This window comes from Pseudarthrobacter sp. HLT1-3 (assembly GCF_059383535.1).
This window is the reverse complement of sequence record NZ_JBWZCJ010000014.1, coordinates 1-16,230: the sequence shown is the minus strand read 5'-3', so window position 1 is coordinate 16,230 and position 16,230 is coordinate 1. Positions and strand designations below refer to the sequence as shown.

Sequence of the window (16,230 nt, the reverse complement as noted above, 5' to 3'; positions counted from 1 at the left end):
ATGCCAAGAACACGCACGGTATCCGTCGACGGGCTGACCTTCAGCGAGGACGGCTGGACCAGCCCGGACGGGTACACCCTCTGGCTGGACGACATCCCGGGTTGGAAGGACGGGCCGGGCGTCCGCAGGGAACGCGCCGCGCGCATGAACGCACACGGCGAGTTCTCCGAACGCGGCTGGCGCGACGCCCGCCTGGTCACCATCGTGGGCGACGCCACCTGCCCTTCCGAGGAGGTGACGGCGCTCGCCGAACAGCAGCTGGCGGCGGTCCTCGCTGACGGGCTGGCGGGCGTTCTGGAGGTCACGGACACGGCAACGGTTCCGATGTCCTGCGGGACGTACCTGTTCTCTGAACCGAAGATCGAATACAAGAACGACACCACGCTGACCTTCCAGCTGCAGTTCATCTGTCCCAAGCCCCGCAAGTACGGCGCAGCGGTCAACGCAGTGACGGGCGTGGCCACTCCCGGTGGCGGGCTGGAGTACCCGCTGGGTGATCCCCTGGATTACGGCGCTGCGGGTGACGTGGGCACGGTGACACTGGCGAACACGGGGACGGCTGACACCGCCCCGACCTTCACGGTGACCGGCCCGACGCCGAACGGTTTCACCATCACCCATGTGCAGTCCGGCAACCGGCTGGTCTACAGCGACGAGGTCCCCGCCGGGCAGACCGTCCGCCTGGATGCATCCGACGGGTCGGTCCTGCTCGAGGGATACGCGGACCGTTCGGCCAAGCTCACCGTCCGGGAGTGGACGCGGCTGGCCCGCAACACGGCCGGCACGTGGCTGTTCGAGGCAGCAGGGTCCACCGGCGCGCAACTGATAGCGGAAGTGAGGCCGGCATGGTGGTAGCCCCCGAGTTCCGGGTGTTCATCGGGAACATGGTCACGGGCCGGATCACCGCTGATCTTCCCGCAGCGTCACAGTCCTGGGGCCAGCGTCTCAATGGCGCCGGCCCCATCGATCTGACCACCAAGGCCCTGTCCGAAGAACTCCGGACCAAGGACCTGCGAAACATCACCGCATCGAAGAAGAACTACCTCGCGGTGGCTTACGGGAACACCATCCTGGAGGCGGGCCCGATCTGGAAAAGGGACTACTCCGCCCGGACCGGTGTCCTGAAGCTCGGCGCGGAAGGACTCTGGTCCATCCTGGACCGAACCAAAGCGTTGAACTGGGCACAGATCATCGCGGGCACACCCGTCACCCGGTCCAGCCTGGACCTGTCCGGGATCTCCCTCGGCAGCATCGCCCGCGAAATCGTCAGGCTCTCCATCTTCGGGAACCCCTACAACCCGGGCCTGCCCATCGTCCTCCCGGACATCCTGGAAGAGGCAGGGAACGAACGCCACTACAAAGGCTACGAGCTCCCCTACGTCGGGGACCTCCTGCGGAAACTCACCGAAGTGCAGAACGGCCCGGACATTGCGTTCCGCCCCCGGTACAACGCCGCGGACCCGACCCGCATTGAATGGGTCATGACTCATGGTTCCCCGTCCGCCCCGCTGCTGTACCAGGGCGGGGATGACTGGATCTGGGATGGGACCGTGGAGGACTCCGGCGTCTCGGACATCGGTGTAAAGGAAGACGGTTCCGGGATGGCCGACAGGGTCTGGCAGCCGGGCGCCGGTTCCGAACTGGAGATGAAACTCGCGACCTCCCAGGACCTGGACCTGATCCAGTATGCGGAGTACCCCTGGACCGAAGCGGACGCCGCGTCCAAGGACGTCGAAGACCAGGGCATCCTCCAGGATCACGCCGACTATGCCATGGCCGTGGCCCGCCGCCCCATTGAAACGTGGGACCTCACCGTCCGGGCCGACACCAGCCCGATGCTGGGGCAGTACTCGCCCGGCGACTTCGCGAAGATCACCGTCCCGCAGGGCAACCCGATGATCGAGGCCGGTGTCCGCCGGGTCCGGGTCATGGCCATCGACGGGGACAACACCCACACTGTGGCGCTGACACCAGCGCCCATGCCGGCAGGAGTGTAATGACCACCGACGCGCCCCGCTCGGTCCCCGACCCGGACCCCCGCAAGAGGATCAGCGACAACGACAAGGACCACCGGCGCCGCACCGCCGAGATGGAACGCGGCGCCCCGCAACGGTCGATGTCGATCTCAGACACCACCGGCCGCGGCATCCGCGTGGACGAAACCGGGTTCCGGACCGTCAACGCCGCCGGTGACACCGTCGGGATCTTCCAGACCTCCGACGGAACATTCGTCATCAAGGACGCCGCCGGCACCCCGATGGCCCGCTTCGGCGAACTGCTCTCTGACCCGGGCAACTTCGGCGGCGAAATCTGGGACGGCGTGAACAGCGTCTGGGTCAAGCTCGTCACCGGCGCCTCCACGTCCTGGGCAGCCGTCACCGGCAAACCATCCACCTTCACCCCCGCAGCCCACACCCACGCAGGGTCCGACGTCACCAGCCCCGTGGCGCTCGCCGATGGTTCGTCCTACGCCTTCAATAACAACGTGGCAGGCACGACGTTCTACGCCGTGTGGGTCGGCAATGACGGCGGTAACCATCTGGGCAAGAACACCTCTTCGATGCGGTACAAGCAGAATGTCAGACCGTATGCGGTGGACCCGGCCAAGGTCCTGCAGTTGGGGCCGAAAATCTTCGACCGCAAGCCCGTCCGCATCCCGACCCCCGAGGGGCAGGAAGGCCCGGACCAGATGGTCACCGGGGCAACCGACGAATACGGGCTGATCGCTGAGGAAGTCCACGAGCTCGTGCCCGAAATTGTGGTCTGGTACGACGGCGAGATTGACGGCATCCGGTATGACCTGCTGGCGCTGGCCCTGCTCGATGTGGCCAAGGACCAGGATCGCCAACTCAAACAACACGCACAGGACATCGCCGCGCTGCAGGCCGCGGTCGAAGCTATGGGAGGAACACTATGACAGTTAACCGAGGACCAGGCGTAACACCCATTGCCGGGGTCGGCACCACCACGCTGGAGCACCGGCTCCAGCTCGCCGGGCTGTACGCGGAGAACGCGCCCGGCGTGCCCCGGTCGGGTGTTCTGGCGCAGGCCACCGACCTGCTGGTCCTCGGACGCGCGGACATGTCCTATGACGTCGGCCCGGCCCCCCTGGTAATCAGCCGGACGGCAGGCGAAGGCGTTTACACGCCGACCCTGACCGGGACCACGAACGTCCCCACCGGCGCGGCACCCGCGACGAACTCCCGGTGGGACCTGATCTACATCAAGCAGAACGACCAGGCCAAGGGCGACTCCGACAACCAGGCCGTCATCGGTGTGCAGCAGGGCGCAGCGGCCGCCTCCCCGACCAAGCCCACGGGATCGCTTCCAGCCGGCGCCTACGTCCTGGCTGAGGCCCGTATCTTCGCCGGCACCACCGGCACCTCCGGCGGGTCCAACACCATCGCCCAGGCCTGGCGCCACACCGCAGCACGAGGGGCCCCCATCCCTGTCCGGAACACCACCGAACGGGCAGAGATAACCGACCCGCCCAAAGGCTCCGCAGTGCGACGCCTGGATATCCCCGGCACACCACTGGAAGTCTGGGACGGGAGCACCTATGTCAGGACCCACCCGGTTTACGCGAAGGCTATGGGTAAAGCCGCAATCGGCATCGTCGGGGCCGGAGCGCTCGCCGGACCGTTCGGGCAAACTTTCCCGGCGGGCCGCTTCAGTGTGGCCCCTATTGTCACGGTGACCAGCGACCAGACCCGCCTCATAGCAGTGGCCGCAGATGTCACTGCGGCCGGGTTCAACCTGTACCTGCAGAATGTCACAACCTCGGCGACGGGCAACGGTGAGCTTCGGTGGACCGCCGAGCAGATGACCGCGACCAGCGCGGCCGGATAACCGAGGGAGGACTAACGTGTGGACGCCGCACTCATCACCGCGATTGTCGGCGCCCTCGCGGTCCTCGGCACGGGCACGAAGTACCTCATCGACCGGATGGACCGAAAGCGCGAAAAAAGGGAGACAGCAGTGGAAGAGCTCCTGAAAGCCCAGGCCGCGAAGGCTGAACGCCGCTACGCCCGCCTGCACGCGACCGCCACGAAATGGCGGGAACAGCTCATTGCCCATGACATCGACCCACTACCCGCCGAATGGCCGGAGGAACTACATGAGTGACTTTGATCTTGAGCTTCAAGCAGCACAGGAGGAAGCCGCCCGTTCCCGAAGGTCGGCGAAGTGGACGATGCTGGGCCTCGCGCTCCTGTCCCTGATCCTGATCGGGGCGGTTTGGGTCGCGGTGTGGCTGGCGAACGATAACGCCCGCCTCGCCGAAGCGAACCGGGCCTACGGCGTCGAGCAGCAGCAGCAGAAGCAGAACCTCGCCACCGAGGGGATCGACGCGGTTTGTTCCCCGGCCGCCGATCCGAAGACCCCGGCGGAGGCGAACTTCTGCCAGAGCCTCGCCACAGCCGCCGCGGAACCGTCCGCACCGATGGCCGGGCCGCAAGGGGTCCAGGGCATCCAGGGCATCCCCGGTAAGGAAGGCCTCCCGCGCAAGGACTCGACCGTCCCGGGCCCTCCCGGACCCGCAGGAATTGACGGCGCGAACGGGGCCGACTCCCTCATCCCCGGACCACAAGGCCCCCCCGGGGCACCAGGCGCCGACTCGACCGTCCCCGGACCCGCAGGACCGCGAGGCGAAACGGGCCCCGCAGGCGCCGACGGGGCGGACGGGACCAGCCCGTCCTCGATCACCTTCACCGACAAGACCGGGACGACCTACGCCTGCACCCCGGACCCGCCCGGGTCCGCCACCTACACGTGCGCCAGTGAGGGGCCGATCAAGTGAGCTACTACCTGCAGGACAACCCGAACCCGAACACCCCGCAGTTCGGCTGGCGCCGGATCAAAGTGTCCGGCGTGATCGGCGTGCACACGGCGGAGAACAACACCGACTTCGACGGGCCCGACCCGGGCGCGGAAGACGTCGCCCGGTTCATCGGCCGGCGCACCGACTACGGCAGCTACCACGCCCTCGCCGACGCGGATTCCCGGATCAAACTCGTGCACCCGTCCTACGCGGCATGGGCGGACACGGAGAACAACACCCACGCCATGAGTGTCTCCGGCGCCATGCAGGCCGCCCGCTGGCGCGAACTCACCCCCGAACGGGCCGCAGCGATCACCCGGAACATGGCCCACGCCGCCGCCGAACTGGTCCGGGACGCCCTCGCCGCGGGCCTGCTGGCCTCCCCCACCCCGGCCCGCCGGATCACCCCGGCCGAAGCGATCGCCGGTTCCCGGGCAGGCTTCTACGGCCACGGCGAAACGAACCCCGGACGCCGGTACGACCCGGGCCAGAACTTCGACTGGAACCTGTTCCTCACCACCTACGCCAACGCCATCGGCGGGGACATCGCCTCCCAAGGCACCATCACACCAGCATCCGAGGAGGATGACATGCCCAGCGTCAACGATCTGCTTTACGCGCCCATCCCGAAGTACGACATCCACGGTAACGAGGTTGGGACCACCACCCTGGCTGAGTCTGTGGCGTGGCAGGAGGCGAACTTTTACCACGGCCGCAAGCTCACGATCGACGCGATCAAGGAAACCGTCCTCGGCGTCCTGACCGCCGCCGTCCCTGACGTCGCCACCGGCGGGACTACCAACCTTGCCACCGAGCTGTCCTGGCTGCCGGAGAACTTCAAGCGCGAGGGCGGTGCCGTGGACCTGGCCGCGCTCGCCGCGTCGATTGCGTCCGCCGTCGTCAATCTTTCCGCTGAGAAGGAGGGCAAGTAGATGCAGCTCCTGACCAGCATCCTGCGCACCCTGGTTCCGGCGCTCTGGGGCGCGGTCGTGCTGTGGCTGATCGGCCTGGTCCCGGTACTGGCGCCTCTGCAGGACCAACTCATGGGCCTGGCCGACATCGCAGTGCCGCTGCTCACCGCGGTCATCGCCGCCGCGTGGTATGCGTTCTGGCGCTGGCTTGAACCCCGTTTGCCGGACTGGCTGACCCGCGCCGTCCTCGGCTCAGCAAGGACCCCCACGTACAACGCGCCCGAGCACCGGGCAGAGTAGGAGCTTTCCATGGGCTTTCCCCCAGGCATGGTGCTGAACACCATCGCGTTTGGCATCCCGTTCACGGTCACCGGCAAGGACGTCGTCACGAAGGTGTCGGTCAAGCCGACCTCGCGCGTGATCTGGGCAGCGACCGGCCAGCCACTGCCGGAGTTCTCGGACTCCTTCACCGCCGACGCCGGCCAGCTCGGCCAGTTCCAGCTGCCGTCCATCAACCAGCCCGGGTTCATCGACTCGGCCGGCAACGAAGTGACGGACTGGGCATACCAGATCAGCGCCTCCTGGGAGTTCGCCAACGAACGCCCGATCACCTGGAACAAGAACCTCAAGCCATTGATGGCACAGACGGACCCAATCGATCTTGACCTGGTCCCGGACGGCCCGGTCTCCATCCCGGTCACCGCGCCGTCGGCCGCGGTGCTGGGCTTCGGCGGCCGGACGGGCTTCGTCACGCTGCAGGAATCGGACCTGCCGGGCCGGCTCGCACCCGAGGCACTTAATGCCACCTTTGCCACCGACGACCGCTCCCAGCTCGTCGCGGGCGGGAACAAGCCCCTGAATAAGCGCGGCATCGTCGTGTATGAGTCCCGGACGGGCGGCGCTTGGGATAGGGAAATGACTGAATCTCCGTGCGTGTTCCGCGACCCGGTGACCAGCAAGCTCGCCATGATCTACACCGCCTACACTGCCGGGGACGCTACTGCCGTCGCCTCCCACGGAATCGCCTATTCGGACGATGGAATCCGCTGGACCGGGAACGCACAGTACTTCACCGGCTCTGGCGTCGCGGGCACCCCGGACGTGGCGGGAGTCACCGGCCCCGTAACGCTGTTTGAGAACGGCACCCAGCATCTCTTCTACATCGGGCTCTCAGCCGTTGGCTACGAGGGCGGCGATAAGACAGTGTGCCACGCCTCCCGCCCCATTGGGACCGGAGCGTGGACCCGCCACGGCGTAGTCATGACCTACAACCCCGCTGTGCCCTGGCGTTCCGTGCACATGTGGCACCCCAACTTCGTGAAGTCCGGAGACACTTGGTATTGCTTTATCAACGCCACCGGCACGAACGGTAAAGAGCGTGTCGGCGTGGCGGAGTCCAAGTCCCTCTACGGTCCTTGGACGTTCCGCGATGACCTTGGCTCGCTCCTACTCGATCCCACTGGCACGGAATCCACCTGGCAAATTTACGCAGGTGATCCGTTTGTCCGCCAGCAGAAGGATGGCTCCTGGCGCATGGACTACTTCAAGGCAGGCGGCGGCACCGGATACGACGCTTATGCGACCACCACTGCCGAGAAGTTCCCCGGCGGATGGATCGACCGGGGTCCTACCCTGAAGCCGACGCCCAACTCCTACGATGACCTCTACGCCCACAAACCGTGGATCATCGAACTGAACGGCGAGGAATACCACTACTACACTGCCGTGTCAGGTGGCTACCGGCGCATCGCCCTTGCCTCATCGGGGCAGCGGGAACCTGTCCTGATCGACACCACCGGCACGACCGGGGCAACGAACAGTATCGCCCGCGCCCTGATCCGCTCCGGGGCGGGACTGGACGCCACCACGCCGACCGTGCTGGACACCTTCACCCGCGCCAACGGGGCAGTCGGCACCGCCAACACCGGGCAGGCATGGACCGCCGACGCCGGATGGGCTATCGCGTCAAACAAGCTCGTGTGGTCCGGGACCGCCGATGGGTTCTGCACCATCGACACCGGACTCACAGAGTTCGACGCAGAAATCGTCTTCGACGCAGTATCGGGCGGGACGTACCCGTTCGGCTTCACCGTAGGGGACGCTACAGGACTGAACATTACCGTCTACAAAGACGGTGCCAACTGGGTGCTCAACACCCGAAACGGCGGGTCAATTCTCGCGACGCGGCTGTGCAAGTCACCGTTCACGGCTGGCGTGGTCATGCTCCGGCGCCGCGACGGAAGGCTGACCATCGAGACGAACGGCGTCGTCACAAACGCCTTCACCGTTTCGGCAATCACCGGGACCAAGCTGACACTGCGCGGCTCCGGCAACCAGGCCGCGACCATCAGCCGGGTCACGGTCGTACCCAAGAGCGCGTAGGCGGCTAAACTGTGGCGGGTGGGGGCACATGACCTCACCCGTCATGTCCGCCACCTTGAGATGAGCGCCCCTTGAAGATCACGTTCCTGCTGCCCGGCTACGCACCGAACCCCATCGGTGGCTACAAGGTCGTCTACGAATACGCCAACTACCTCGCGGCGCAGGGCCACGTCGTGAAGCTCGTGCAGGCGTGGCGGTTCAGCGGCGATGAGGCTGGCATTGATCAGCCGCTCGCCCTGGCAAAGCGGGTCCGGTACACGCCAGAGGTGCTGAAAAACCAGAAGCCCAACTGGTTCGACCTTCATCAAGGAGTAAGGGTGGTCAACAAATTCCGCGCCACTGCCGCCGATCTGCGCGGCGCGGACGTGGTCGTGGCGACCGCCTGCCAAAGCGCACCCCTCGCCAACCGGTACACGCTGAGCGGCAAGGCCGGCGGCGTGTACTTCATCCAGCACTACGAGGACTGGTCTAAGGACGCGAGCTTCGTGGACCGCACATGGAAGCTGCCCCTACGCAAGATCGTCATCGCCCCGTGGCTGCAGGAAATTGGGGTCAAGCTCGGCACGCAGACCGTGCTGTTGCCCAACGCCATCGACGCAACCCGATTCCAGCCCGGCCCACCGATTGCCGCACGGCCCTTCAACGTTACGGCGATGGTGTCAGACCATGAATGGAAGCGGGCAGACCTTATCTGCGAAGTCCTGGCGCAGGCAAAAACGCAGGTTCCTAACATGGAAGCGACCACGTTCGGCGTGGGCCCCCGCCCCGAGGCCCTCCCTGCATGGGTTACGCACGTGCAGCAGCCCAGCCCGGAACAACTGTCAGGCCTCTACCAGCAGGCCCGCGTCTACCTCTGCGCCAGTGATGCCGAAGGGTGGCACCTTCCACCTGCCGAGGCCATGATGAGCGGCGCCGCCGTCGTATCCACGGACATCGGCGGTGTGAAAGCCTATGCGGAAGGCGTGGCAGCATTCGCCCCGTCTGGTGATGCCGCGGCGCTCACGGCGCACGTCGCCCGACTGCTCACCGAAGAAGCCGGATGTTCGGCGCTGGCAGAGGCAGGCTGCGCCCGGTTGTCCTCCTACACGGCGAAGGACGCCGCCGAAGCCTTCGAAAACGTCCTCACGCAAGCCGCAGAGAACTACGTCGGCGCCCGGTAGCCAAGGGCTAAATAAGACCGGTTAAGTTCCCCAACGGATGGCATAAGTTTGTGACATGAAGAAACTCGGTCTCTTGCTCGCATCCGGCCTGCTCCTTGCAGGGTGTGCTTCACCTACTCCAACTGCTGCTCCGACTACCACTGCGCCTGCGGCCAAGCCGTCGCTGCCCACCCTGACAAGTGGTCAGATCAGCACGCTGCAAAGCAACCTCCGGGCCGTGGACCCGTCGGCCACCGAGGGCTCGTTTGATAAGGCCCAGGCAGTATGCCTGCAGATCGCAGACGGCGCCCATGGGGAAGGGTTCCTCAGGGGTGTGGCGACCAGGTTTGGAACCGATGCTGCCAAGGGCCAGGCCTTGGTGGATGCAGTGAAGTCAGCTGGCGTCTGCGGCTAGATCCCAGCGCGCGAAAGGCCCCGGTCCCCACCCAGGGGACCGGGGCCTTTCGTCATGGCCTCGTGAGCCTATTAGCGCAGTGCCCTGCCCAACACGGCCAGCAGGCAAGCTCACGATGTTACCCGCCGTTTCAGGCCACGGGTGTGTGGTTATAACAAGTTATATGCCGGTATACGGGATTCCTTATATTTTGGGTGGGCGGGGCTCGGCGATACACTGGGTTCCGCCCGGCCCCAGTAGCTCAGGGGATAGAGCAGAGGCTTTCTAATCCTCCGGTCGGGGGTTCGATTCCCTCCTGGGGCACGAGCGGGGCCGGTCACCTTCGGGTGGCCGGCCCTTTGTCGTTGGCCAGGGGATGCCCGCCACGGCGCACTTGGCTGGCGGCGTCGCGCTGGCTGGTTTGTGCTGGTTGGAAGTATAGGTATTGACAGGGCTGGTAGACCTAGCACATGACGTCGCTTTGTTGAATATGACGGGTGCAGGGTGTCATGCCGCCGCGGGCAGACGGCGGCGGCCGGAGCGTTCGGGCAGGGTGATGGCCGGCAGCAGGTCGAATCCGTGCCGGATGCCCTCGGGCCGGAGCTTGAGGTAGACCGTGGTCGTGTCCATGTTCGAGTGCCGCATGCTGCGCTGGACGACGAAGTCACTGACGCCGGCCTCGTGCATCTCGGTGGCCAGGGAAGCGCGGAGGTCGTGGGGGCGGTGCTTGAGTCCGGCGCGCTTGATCGCCTCCCCGATCAGCCCGGAGACGGAGTTGCCCATGATGTGGCCCTCCCCCGCAGCGAACATCCGGTTGGCGGTCCGGTTGGGGAACCAGTACCCGGTCCGGGGCATCTCCAGGAACAACGGCCACACGGCCGCCGGGACGGGCAACGTCGCGTCCTTACGGCCCTTCCCCACCGTGGATAGCATCCGGGCATCCCAGTCCACGTCAGCGCCATTCACGGCCGCGATCTCCGAGACCCGCAACCCGAGGTAGTAGTGCAGCGCAACCATGGCCCGGGTCTTCCGGTAGATCCCGCCGGCCACCAGCGTGTTGATCTCCGCAATCGTGAACGGATTCGGCTCCCGCTTCCGGGTGGCAACTCTCGGCAGCCGGTGCGCCGGGTTGTCCAAGCGCAGCTGCTCGTCCTGCAACCAGGCGAAGAACGTATGCAGCCCCGACCGTCGATGCACCCGCGTGGAATTCGACCAGTTCTGCTCAGCCGTCCACACGATCAGCTCCTTCCTGGTCACCGCCCCCAGGTCCCCGACGCCGCGGGCCAGCTGCCGGATGAAGATCAGGCGCTCGCGGATGGTCTTGGGTGTCAGATCGGCTGCTTTCATGCAGGCTGTCCAGTATTCGAGTGTGTCCTCGGTTTTCATTGTCTCCCCCACTGATTCGGCGTCTTTGTCGCTCTGTTTTTACACGGGTTCGGCGGTTCCTGCCGGTGGATAGGCTGGAATGTTTTCGAGCTTTTGGGCCTGCTGTGCAGGCCCTGTCTTTGGTTTTGCTGATACCGCAGAGAGAGCAGAGGGAGTTGGGAGAGGAGAGACTTCTGCCTGAAGGTCCGCCCCACAAGCACACGGTGGTGCTGGGTGGGGCGGACTATCAGACAGAAATCAGAACTTAGGACACCGCGTCGGTCACGTCGGTCGTCGGTCGTATCGTCATCAGGCTCAGGGCGTTACTCCTGGGCAGTGGCGGCATCCGGCAGCGCAGGGCTGCCGGGCGGTATGTGTGCAGATCTGGCGGCCCGGCTGGGCCCACTGTAGGTGCTGGCACTTCTTCGATTCCCGGGAGGATTGCTCCTCCTGCTGCGATTGCTCGTCATGGGTGAACACCCTGCCTGCACACGCGACATTGGAACTGGCTCTGACCCAGTAAGCAGCCCATGGATTCGCGGGCTTAGCGTGTTGTGTGGCTGCTGCCAGGCGGGGTAGCCGTACCGCCTCGGTATGAAGGGGGCAGCACAGCTGGGGGTATGGAGATTCTGGACAGCAGAAGTTAGACTTATGCCGTAACCAGAGTTCCGTAGCCGGGAGCTGGTTGCCGAGCCGGCCGGATGCTGATACATCCGGGCCGGCACTCACTTTTAAGTCACGGGATGGTGGCCGCGCTCTTCTAGGGCGGGCTCAACCGGGGGAAGCCAAACGACTTGGAATGGGCCTAGGTGGAACCGGAGTACGACCTCCTCCGATGCCAGTGCGTTGAAGATGTCGGAGTCCCATGCCGGGAACCAGAAGTCGGTGTAGCCGGCGTCGCCGGGGCGCTTCTGCGTGGCCAGGCAGCGGTCTCTCTCGAATGGGCTGCGGCCTTCAGGGTCGGCCAGGATGACGGCATAGGGCGGGAGTGCGTCGATCTCCGCCACGGTGGTCAGGACGCTGCCGACAGCCGGCCGCGTCTTTGCGGCGTTCACGCGGCGATCCACAGCGGGAGGCCTTCGATGCGCCGCAGCGGGCGCAGCGGTAGGACGTTCGAATCAGTGGGTGAACCTGCAACCTTGTAATCCGCCGGTCGGGGGTTCGATTCCCTCCTGGGGCACCAAAGAAGCGGCTCTGACCTGCGAATATGCGGGTGAGGGCCGCTTCTCATTCGGGCTACTCAACAGGTGCTCGCTTACTTGCTCAAGACTTCCTTGCGATCCTGGTTGTCCATAGCAAGCCCATGCGGATGGAGGACTCGGATGCTTTGGGGCCTCGGCGTTCAGAACTTCAGGCGGGGGTCCTTCCACCGAAGGACTCAGGCGTTCGTCGCCCCCGATCTTGACGACTTCAGACCGGTTTTCGGAGCCTGCGCTGTGCCCGGTCCTATATGCGAATCACCTTCATAGGCGGACGGCCACTGCCGGCGAACGGCCGACTCGTCCCAGCCGGCTTGCAGGCGATTGTGCGCTCGACTTGCGAGCACTTCGAGAGATCGCACAATTTCCTCAGGGGGCGGCTCGGGCATACCCGCAAAGTAGCCCAGCAATATGTTCACAGCCGCCGCTTCTTTCGGTGTCATTCGAGCCATGAGGCAACCGTAGAGCGCCAGGTCCGGCATTGGAAGTATCCGCAGATGGCGCGACCCTGGGCCGGATCCATCCCGGCCGCGGCGTGAAGAACCGGCAGTCGGGCAACAGCTGCTAGATCCACTTGTTGTGCTTGAACGTCGCATACAGCGCCAGTCCCATGGCCACCATCAGGCCCAGCGCCATCGGGTAGCCCAAGACCCAGTCCAGTTCCGGCATGCTGCGGAAATTCATTCCATAGATCGTGCCGATCAGCGTCGGCGCAAACAGGATGGCCGCCCACGAGGAGATCCGCTTGACCTGTTCGTTCTGGGCGTAGCTCGACTCCGTCAGCAGGCGCATTTCGTCGTTCTGCCGCTGGGCCACGAGCGCCGTATTGACTGCGAGCGCATTCTGCAGAAGCGCGCGGAACGCCGTGATCCGTTCGCTGAGCCGGAGTACGTGGTCCAGGATGTCCCGGTAGTGGTCCTGCAGCTCGGGTCGGGGCCGACGGTCCGGCGCCTCGGCCATCAAGGTCTGCAGGATCACGATCAGGGGCGCCGTCGCCCGTTGGAACATAATGACCTGCCGGGAGAGCTCATAGATCCGGCGGGACACGCCCGGGTCCGCGGCGAAGAGTTCGTCCTCAATTTCGTCGATGTCGTTTTCCAGGCCGGCGGCCACCGGCTCATACTCGTCCACAACCTGGTCCAGGATCGCGTAGAGCACGGCGTCCGGACCGAGGGCCAGGAAATCAGGCTGGGATTCCATCCGGTGCCGGACCCGGGCTAGATCCGGCGACTCGGCCCGGCGGACCGTGACCACAAAATCCTCGCCGGCAAAGACATGGATCTCGCCGAATTCAACCTTTTCCTGATCGTCGAGGTACCGGGCCGGACGCAGGACCATAAAGAGCGTTTCGCCGTAGTGTTCCAGTTTGGCCCGCTGGTGCCCGGCCAGCGCATCCTCCACGGCCAGGTGGTTCAGATCGAATTCTTCGGCCACGGAGCGCAGCTCGTCCCCATCCGGCCGGTACAGCCCGATCCAGGCCATGCCCTGACGCTGCCGCAGGATGAAGTAGGTCTCGTCCAGGCTCTCCGGGTCCGCGGTTCGGTAACCGTTCACATACACCGCGTTGTCGACGATGGTCACCGCAGCGCCTCCTCCACCAGGCATCCCTTGGCTGCGACGCTATACCGTCGCCCGCGCGGTGCCAACAGCACTGGGCCAACAGCACTAGGCCAACAGCGGGCGCCTCCCCGGCGGCACCCACGGCATTGCCGGAACCCGCGCCGTGCCGCAGCCCGAGCCTAGGCCCCGTCGGCCACCAGCACTCTTAGTATTGAGAGGACAGGCATGGCACGGCAGGGAACGCCTGCGCGCCCTGCCCGCAACCGAAAGGTACGCCCGCCATGACCCAGACACCCCGCGGATTCGATTCCCAGGATCCCCGCGATCCCAGCAATGCATCGCCCACCGATTACCCGAGCGAGCCTGCCCCGTCCGGGTCCGGGTCCGCCGGTGACGGCTACTCCCCCGGGACCCCCTCGGGAGGCACCGACCTGGTGGCCGGGCCTCCGGCTACCGCAGCGCCAGCGCCGGTTGGGGACACGCTGCCGGCAGCGGCGCCGCAAGTTCCGGCCCCGGAAACTCCCCGGGTCACACGGGCGGGAATGGTTTGGGCCGCCGTCGCCAGCGCGCTGGTGGTCCTGAGCCTGCTGATTGCCTTCATCCTGCAGAACCAGGAATATGTGCAGGTAAAGTTCTTCGGCCTTGCAGGGTCGGTGCCGCTCGGCGTTGCTCTGTTTATCGCGGCAGTCGGAGGCGGGGTGCTGGTCGCCGTCGCCGGTGCCGCCCGCATCATCCAGCTGCGGCTCGCCGCCCATCGCCGGCGCGTCGGCCGCAAGGCCACCCAGGGTCCCCGCCGGGGCTGATGCCCGCAGACGCTGACGCCGGCCGGCGATATCCTCTTCCCATGGTCAAGGAAGAACCCCGGGGGCAGGCAGCCGTCACCACGGCCGCAGCGGACTGGACCGACGTCGAGCGTCTCTTCGGCGTCCGCGGCGAGCCCTCAAGCTGCTGGTGCCGGTTCTTCGCCCTGACCGGACCCCAGTGGTCCGCTACGACCCCGGAGCAGCGGAAAAACCAGTTACGGGACAAGTTCGACGGCGGCGGCCCCGCTCCCGGGGTGATGGCCTTCCGCGGTGGGAATCCCGTGGGCTGGTGCGCCGTCGAACCACTCACGTGCTATCCCAGGATCCTGCGGTCGAGGATTTTGTCAGCGGCAGGACCTGAGGTGGCCCGGGATCCCGGCGGGGACCAGATCTGGTCCGTGAGCTGTTTTGTCGTCGCCCCCGGCGAGCGCCGGACCGGCGTCGCACGGGCGCTGCTGGCGGCAGCCGTCGGGCACGCCGCCGCCCATGGCGCAACGGTGCTGGAGGGTTATCCGGTCGATCCCGCGCAACGGCCCAAGGCCGGGCCCGCCGACCTCTACCACGGCACCCTCGGCCTCTTTCTGCGGGCCGGCTTCAGCGTGGTCAGCGACGCGGTCCCGGGACGCGCCGTCGTCCGCCTGACGGCACCCGGGCCGGGCGCATCGCCACCGTCCGTCTGAGGCATTCCCCCCAGTCACACGTCTGAGGCATTCCCGGCGGGCACGCCGCCTGTCCCGCGACTTGCCGCCGGGGCCGGCCGCGGGCGTCAGGGCAGCGTCAGGGCAGCGTCAGGATGACCGGACCGTCCTTGGTGATGGCCACGGTGTGCTCGCTGTGGGCCGCCCGGCGGCCGTTGCTGGAGCGGAGGGTCCATTCGTCGTCGTCGTGGAAGTAGTCGTCCTTGCCGCCCAGGATGAGCATCGGCTCGATCGCGATGACCAGTCCCTCGGTGAGCTTGATGCCGCGGCCGGGCCGGCCGTCATTGGGAACGGACGGGTCGGCATGCATGGTCTTGCCGATCCCGTGGCCGCCGTGGTCCGCCAGCAACCCGTAGCCTGCGCGGCGTGATGCCCCGCCGATCGCGTAGCCCAGGTCCCCCATCTTGTTGCCGGTCCGGGCAGCCTCGATGCCGCGGGCCAGGGCAGCGTCGGTGGCGTCGATCAGGGCCTGGTCCACCGGGTCGGCCGTGCCCACGATGAAGCTGATCGCCGCGTCGCCGCACCAGCCTTGGAGGAACGCGCCGCAGTCCACGCTGAGCAGGTCGCCGTCCTGAAGCCGGTAGTCGTTGGGGATGCCGTGCACGACGGCGTCGTTCACGGAGGTGCAGATGACCCCGGGGAACGGCACCGATGCCCACCGCGGTTTGTAGTTCAGGAAGGCCGGCGTCGCCCCGGCGTCGGCTATCGTCGCTGCGGCCAGCCCGTCAAGTTCCTTCAGGGACACGCCGACGTCGGCAGCCGCCCGGACGCGTTCCAGCGTGTTGGCCACCACCCGGCCGGCTTCACGCATCAGGGCAATTTCGGCGGGACTCTTGATCATCGACATGGCTTTAACTCTAGATGAGTAATTCCTATTGGTTGGGACGGTGGGGACGCTTTTAAAGTGAGGCGGAGAGTGTTAAACCCGGTATGTGAACCCCGAACTCAACACTCTCCTGA

General features: G+C 66.0%; 16 protein-coding genes and 1 tRNA gene. 13 read left to right on the top strand and 4 right to left on the bottom strand.

What is annotated here, in order from left to right:
- The 11 genes from AC50X9_RS12980 (at window position 1) to AC50X9_RS12930 (ending at window position 9,969) form a co-directional block, all read left to right on the top strand.
- On the top strand, window positions 1-855 hold the full coding sequence (locus AC50X9_RS12980; protein ID WP_494894177.1) for a phage distal tail protein: 855 nt from the start codon (window positions 1-3) through the stop codon (window positions 853-855).
- Window positions 846-1,997, top strand: coding sequence for a hypothetical protein (locus tag AC50X9_RS12975; protein ID WP_494894176.1), 1,152 nt, complete (start codon window positions 846-848; stop codon window positions 1,995-1,997). The genes AC50X9_RS12980 and AC50X9_RS12975 overlap by 10 nt, the downstream gene beginning before the upstream one ends.
- Window positions 1,997-2,917 (top strand): tail fiber domain-containing protein, encoded by a 921-nt coding sequence (locus AC50X9_RS12970; RefSeq protein WP_494894175.1) that lies wholly within the window; start codon window positions 1,997-1,999, stop codon window positions 2,915-2,917. The genes AC50X9_RS12975 and AC50X9_RS12970 overlap by 1 nt, the downstream gene beginning before the upstream one ends.
- A complete protein-coding gene (locus AC50X9_RS12965) occupies window positions 2,914-3,849 on the top strand; it encodes a hypothetical protein (RefSeq protein WP_494894174.1) in 936 nt (311 codons plus the stop codon). The genes AC50X9_RS12970 and AC50X9_RS12965 overlap by 4 nt, the downstream gene beginning before the upstream one ends.
- 18 nt (window positions 3,850-3,867) lie before the next feature.
- Window positions 3,868-4,125: a hypothetical protein gene (locus AC50X9_RS12960; RefSeq protein WP_494894173.1), complete on the top strand. Its 258-nt coding sequence runs from the start codon at window positions 3,868-3,870 to the stop codon at window positions 4,123-4,125.
- Window positions 4,118-4,798 (top strand): hypothetical protein, encoded by a 681-nt coding sequence (locus AC50X9_RS12955; RefSeq protein ID WP_494894172.1) that lies wholly within the window; start codon window positions 4,118-4,120, stop codon window positions 4,796-4,798. Before AC50X9_RS12960 ends, AC50X9_RS12955 begins: the two co-directional genes overlap by 8 nt.
- Complete coding sequence (locus AC50X9_RS12950) at window positions 4,795-5,751, top strand: peptidoglycan recognition protein family protein (protein WP_494894171.1); 957 nt, start codon at window positions 4,795-4,797, stop codon at window positions 5,749-5,751. The genes AC50X9_RS12955 and AC50X9_RS12950 overlap by 4 nt, the downstream gene beginning before the upstream one ends.
- The gene (locus AC50X9_RS12945) at window positions 5,752-6,030 is read left to right on the top strand and encodes a hypothetical protein (RefSeq protein WP_494894170.1); all 279 of its coding nucleotides are present in this window, start codon (window positions 5,752-5,754) and stop codon (window positions 6,028-6,030) included.
- A 9-nt stretch (window positions 6,031-6,039) separates the two neighbouring features.
- Window positions 6,040-8,112, top strand: coding sequence for a glycoside hydrolase family protein (locus AC50X9_RS12940; RefSeq protein ID WP_494894169.1), 2,073 nt, complete (start codon window positions 6,040-6,042; stop codon window positions 8,110-8,112).
- 71 nt (window positions 8,113-8,183) lie between these two features.
- Window positions 8,184-9,272, top strand: coding sequence for a glycosyltransferase family 4 protein (locus tag AC50X9_RS12935; RefSeq protein WP_494894168.1), 1,089 nt, complete (start codon window positions 8,184-8,186; stop codon window positions 9,270-9,272).
- Window positions 9,273-9,896: 624 nt separating this feature from the next.
- Window positions 9,897-9,969, top strand: a tRNA-Arg gene (locus AC50X9_RS12930).
- A gap of 183 nt (window positions 9,970-10,152) precedes the next feature.
- On the opposite strand, the gene AC50X9_RS12925 is transcribed toward AC50X9_RS12930, so the two are convergent.
- The 3 genes from AC50X9_RS12925 to AC50X9_RS12915 form a co-directional block, all read right to left on the bottom strand.
- Window positions 10,153-10,992 (bottom strand): tyrosine-type recombinase/integrase, encoded by an 840-nt coding sequence (locus tag AC50X9_RS12925; protein ID WP_494894167.1) that lies wholly within the window; start codon window positions 10,990-10,992, stop codon window positions 10,153-10,155.
- A gap of 749 nt (window positions 10,993-11,741) precedes the next feature.
- On the bottom strand, window positions 11,742-12,065 hold the full coding sequence (locus AC50X9_RS12920) for a hypothetical protein (RefSeq protein ID WP_494894166.1): 324 nt from the start codon (window positions 12,063-12,065) through the stop codon (window positions 11,742-11,744).
- 708 nt (window positions 12,066-12,773) lie between these two features.
- Complete coding sequence (locus tag AC50X9_RS12915) at window positions 12,774-13,790, bottom strand: magnesium and cobalt transport protein CorA (RefSeq protein ID WP_494894165.1); 1,017 nt, start codon at window positions 13,788-13,790, stop codon at window positions 12,774-12,776.
- A gap of 260 nt (window positions 13,791-14,050) precedes the next feature.
- Here AC50X9_RS12915 and AC50X9_RS12910 point away from each other — a divergent pair, with 260 nt between their 5' ends.
- The gene (locus AC50X9_RS12910; RefSeq protein WP_494894164.1) at window positions 14,051-14,572 is read left to right on the top strand and encodes a LapA family protein; all 522 of its coding nucleotides are present in this window, start codon (window positions 14,051-14,053) and stop codon (window positions 14,570-14,572) included.
- A gap of 41 nt (window positions 14,573-14,613) precedes the next feature.
- Window positions 14,614-15,252, top strand: a complete 639-nt coding sequence (locus AC50X9_RS12905) for a GNAT family N-acetyltransferase (protein WP_494894163.1) — start codon at window positions 14,614-14,616, stop codon at window positions 15,250-15,252.
- A 97-nt stretch (window positions 15,253-15,349) separates the two neighbouring features.
- Here the strand turns inward: AC50X9_RS12905 and map are convergent, their stop codons facing one another.
- On the bottom strand, window positions 15,350-16,117 hold the full coding sequence (map, locus tag AC50X9_RS12900) for a type I methionyl aminopeptidase (RefSeq protein ID WP_494894162.1): 768 nt from the start codon (window positions 16,115-16,117) through the stop codon (window positions 15,350-15,352).
- Window positions 16,118-16,230: the final 113 nt, after the last annotated feature.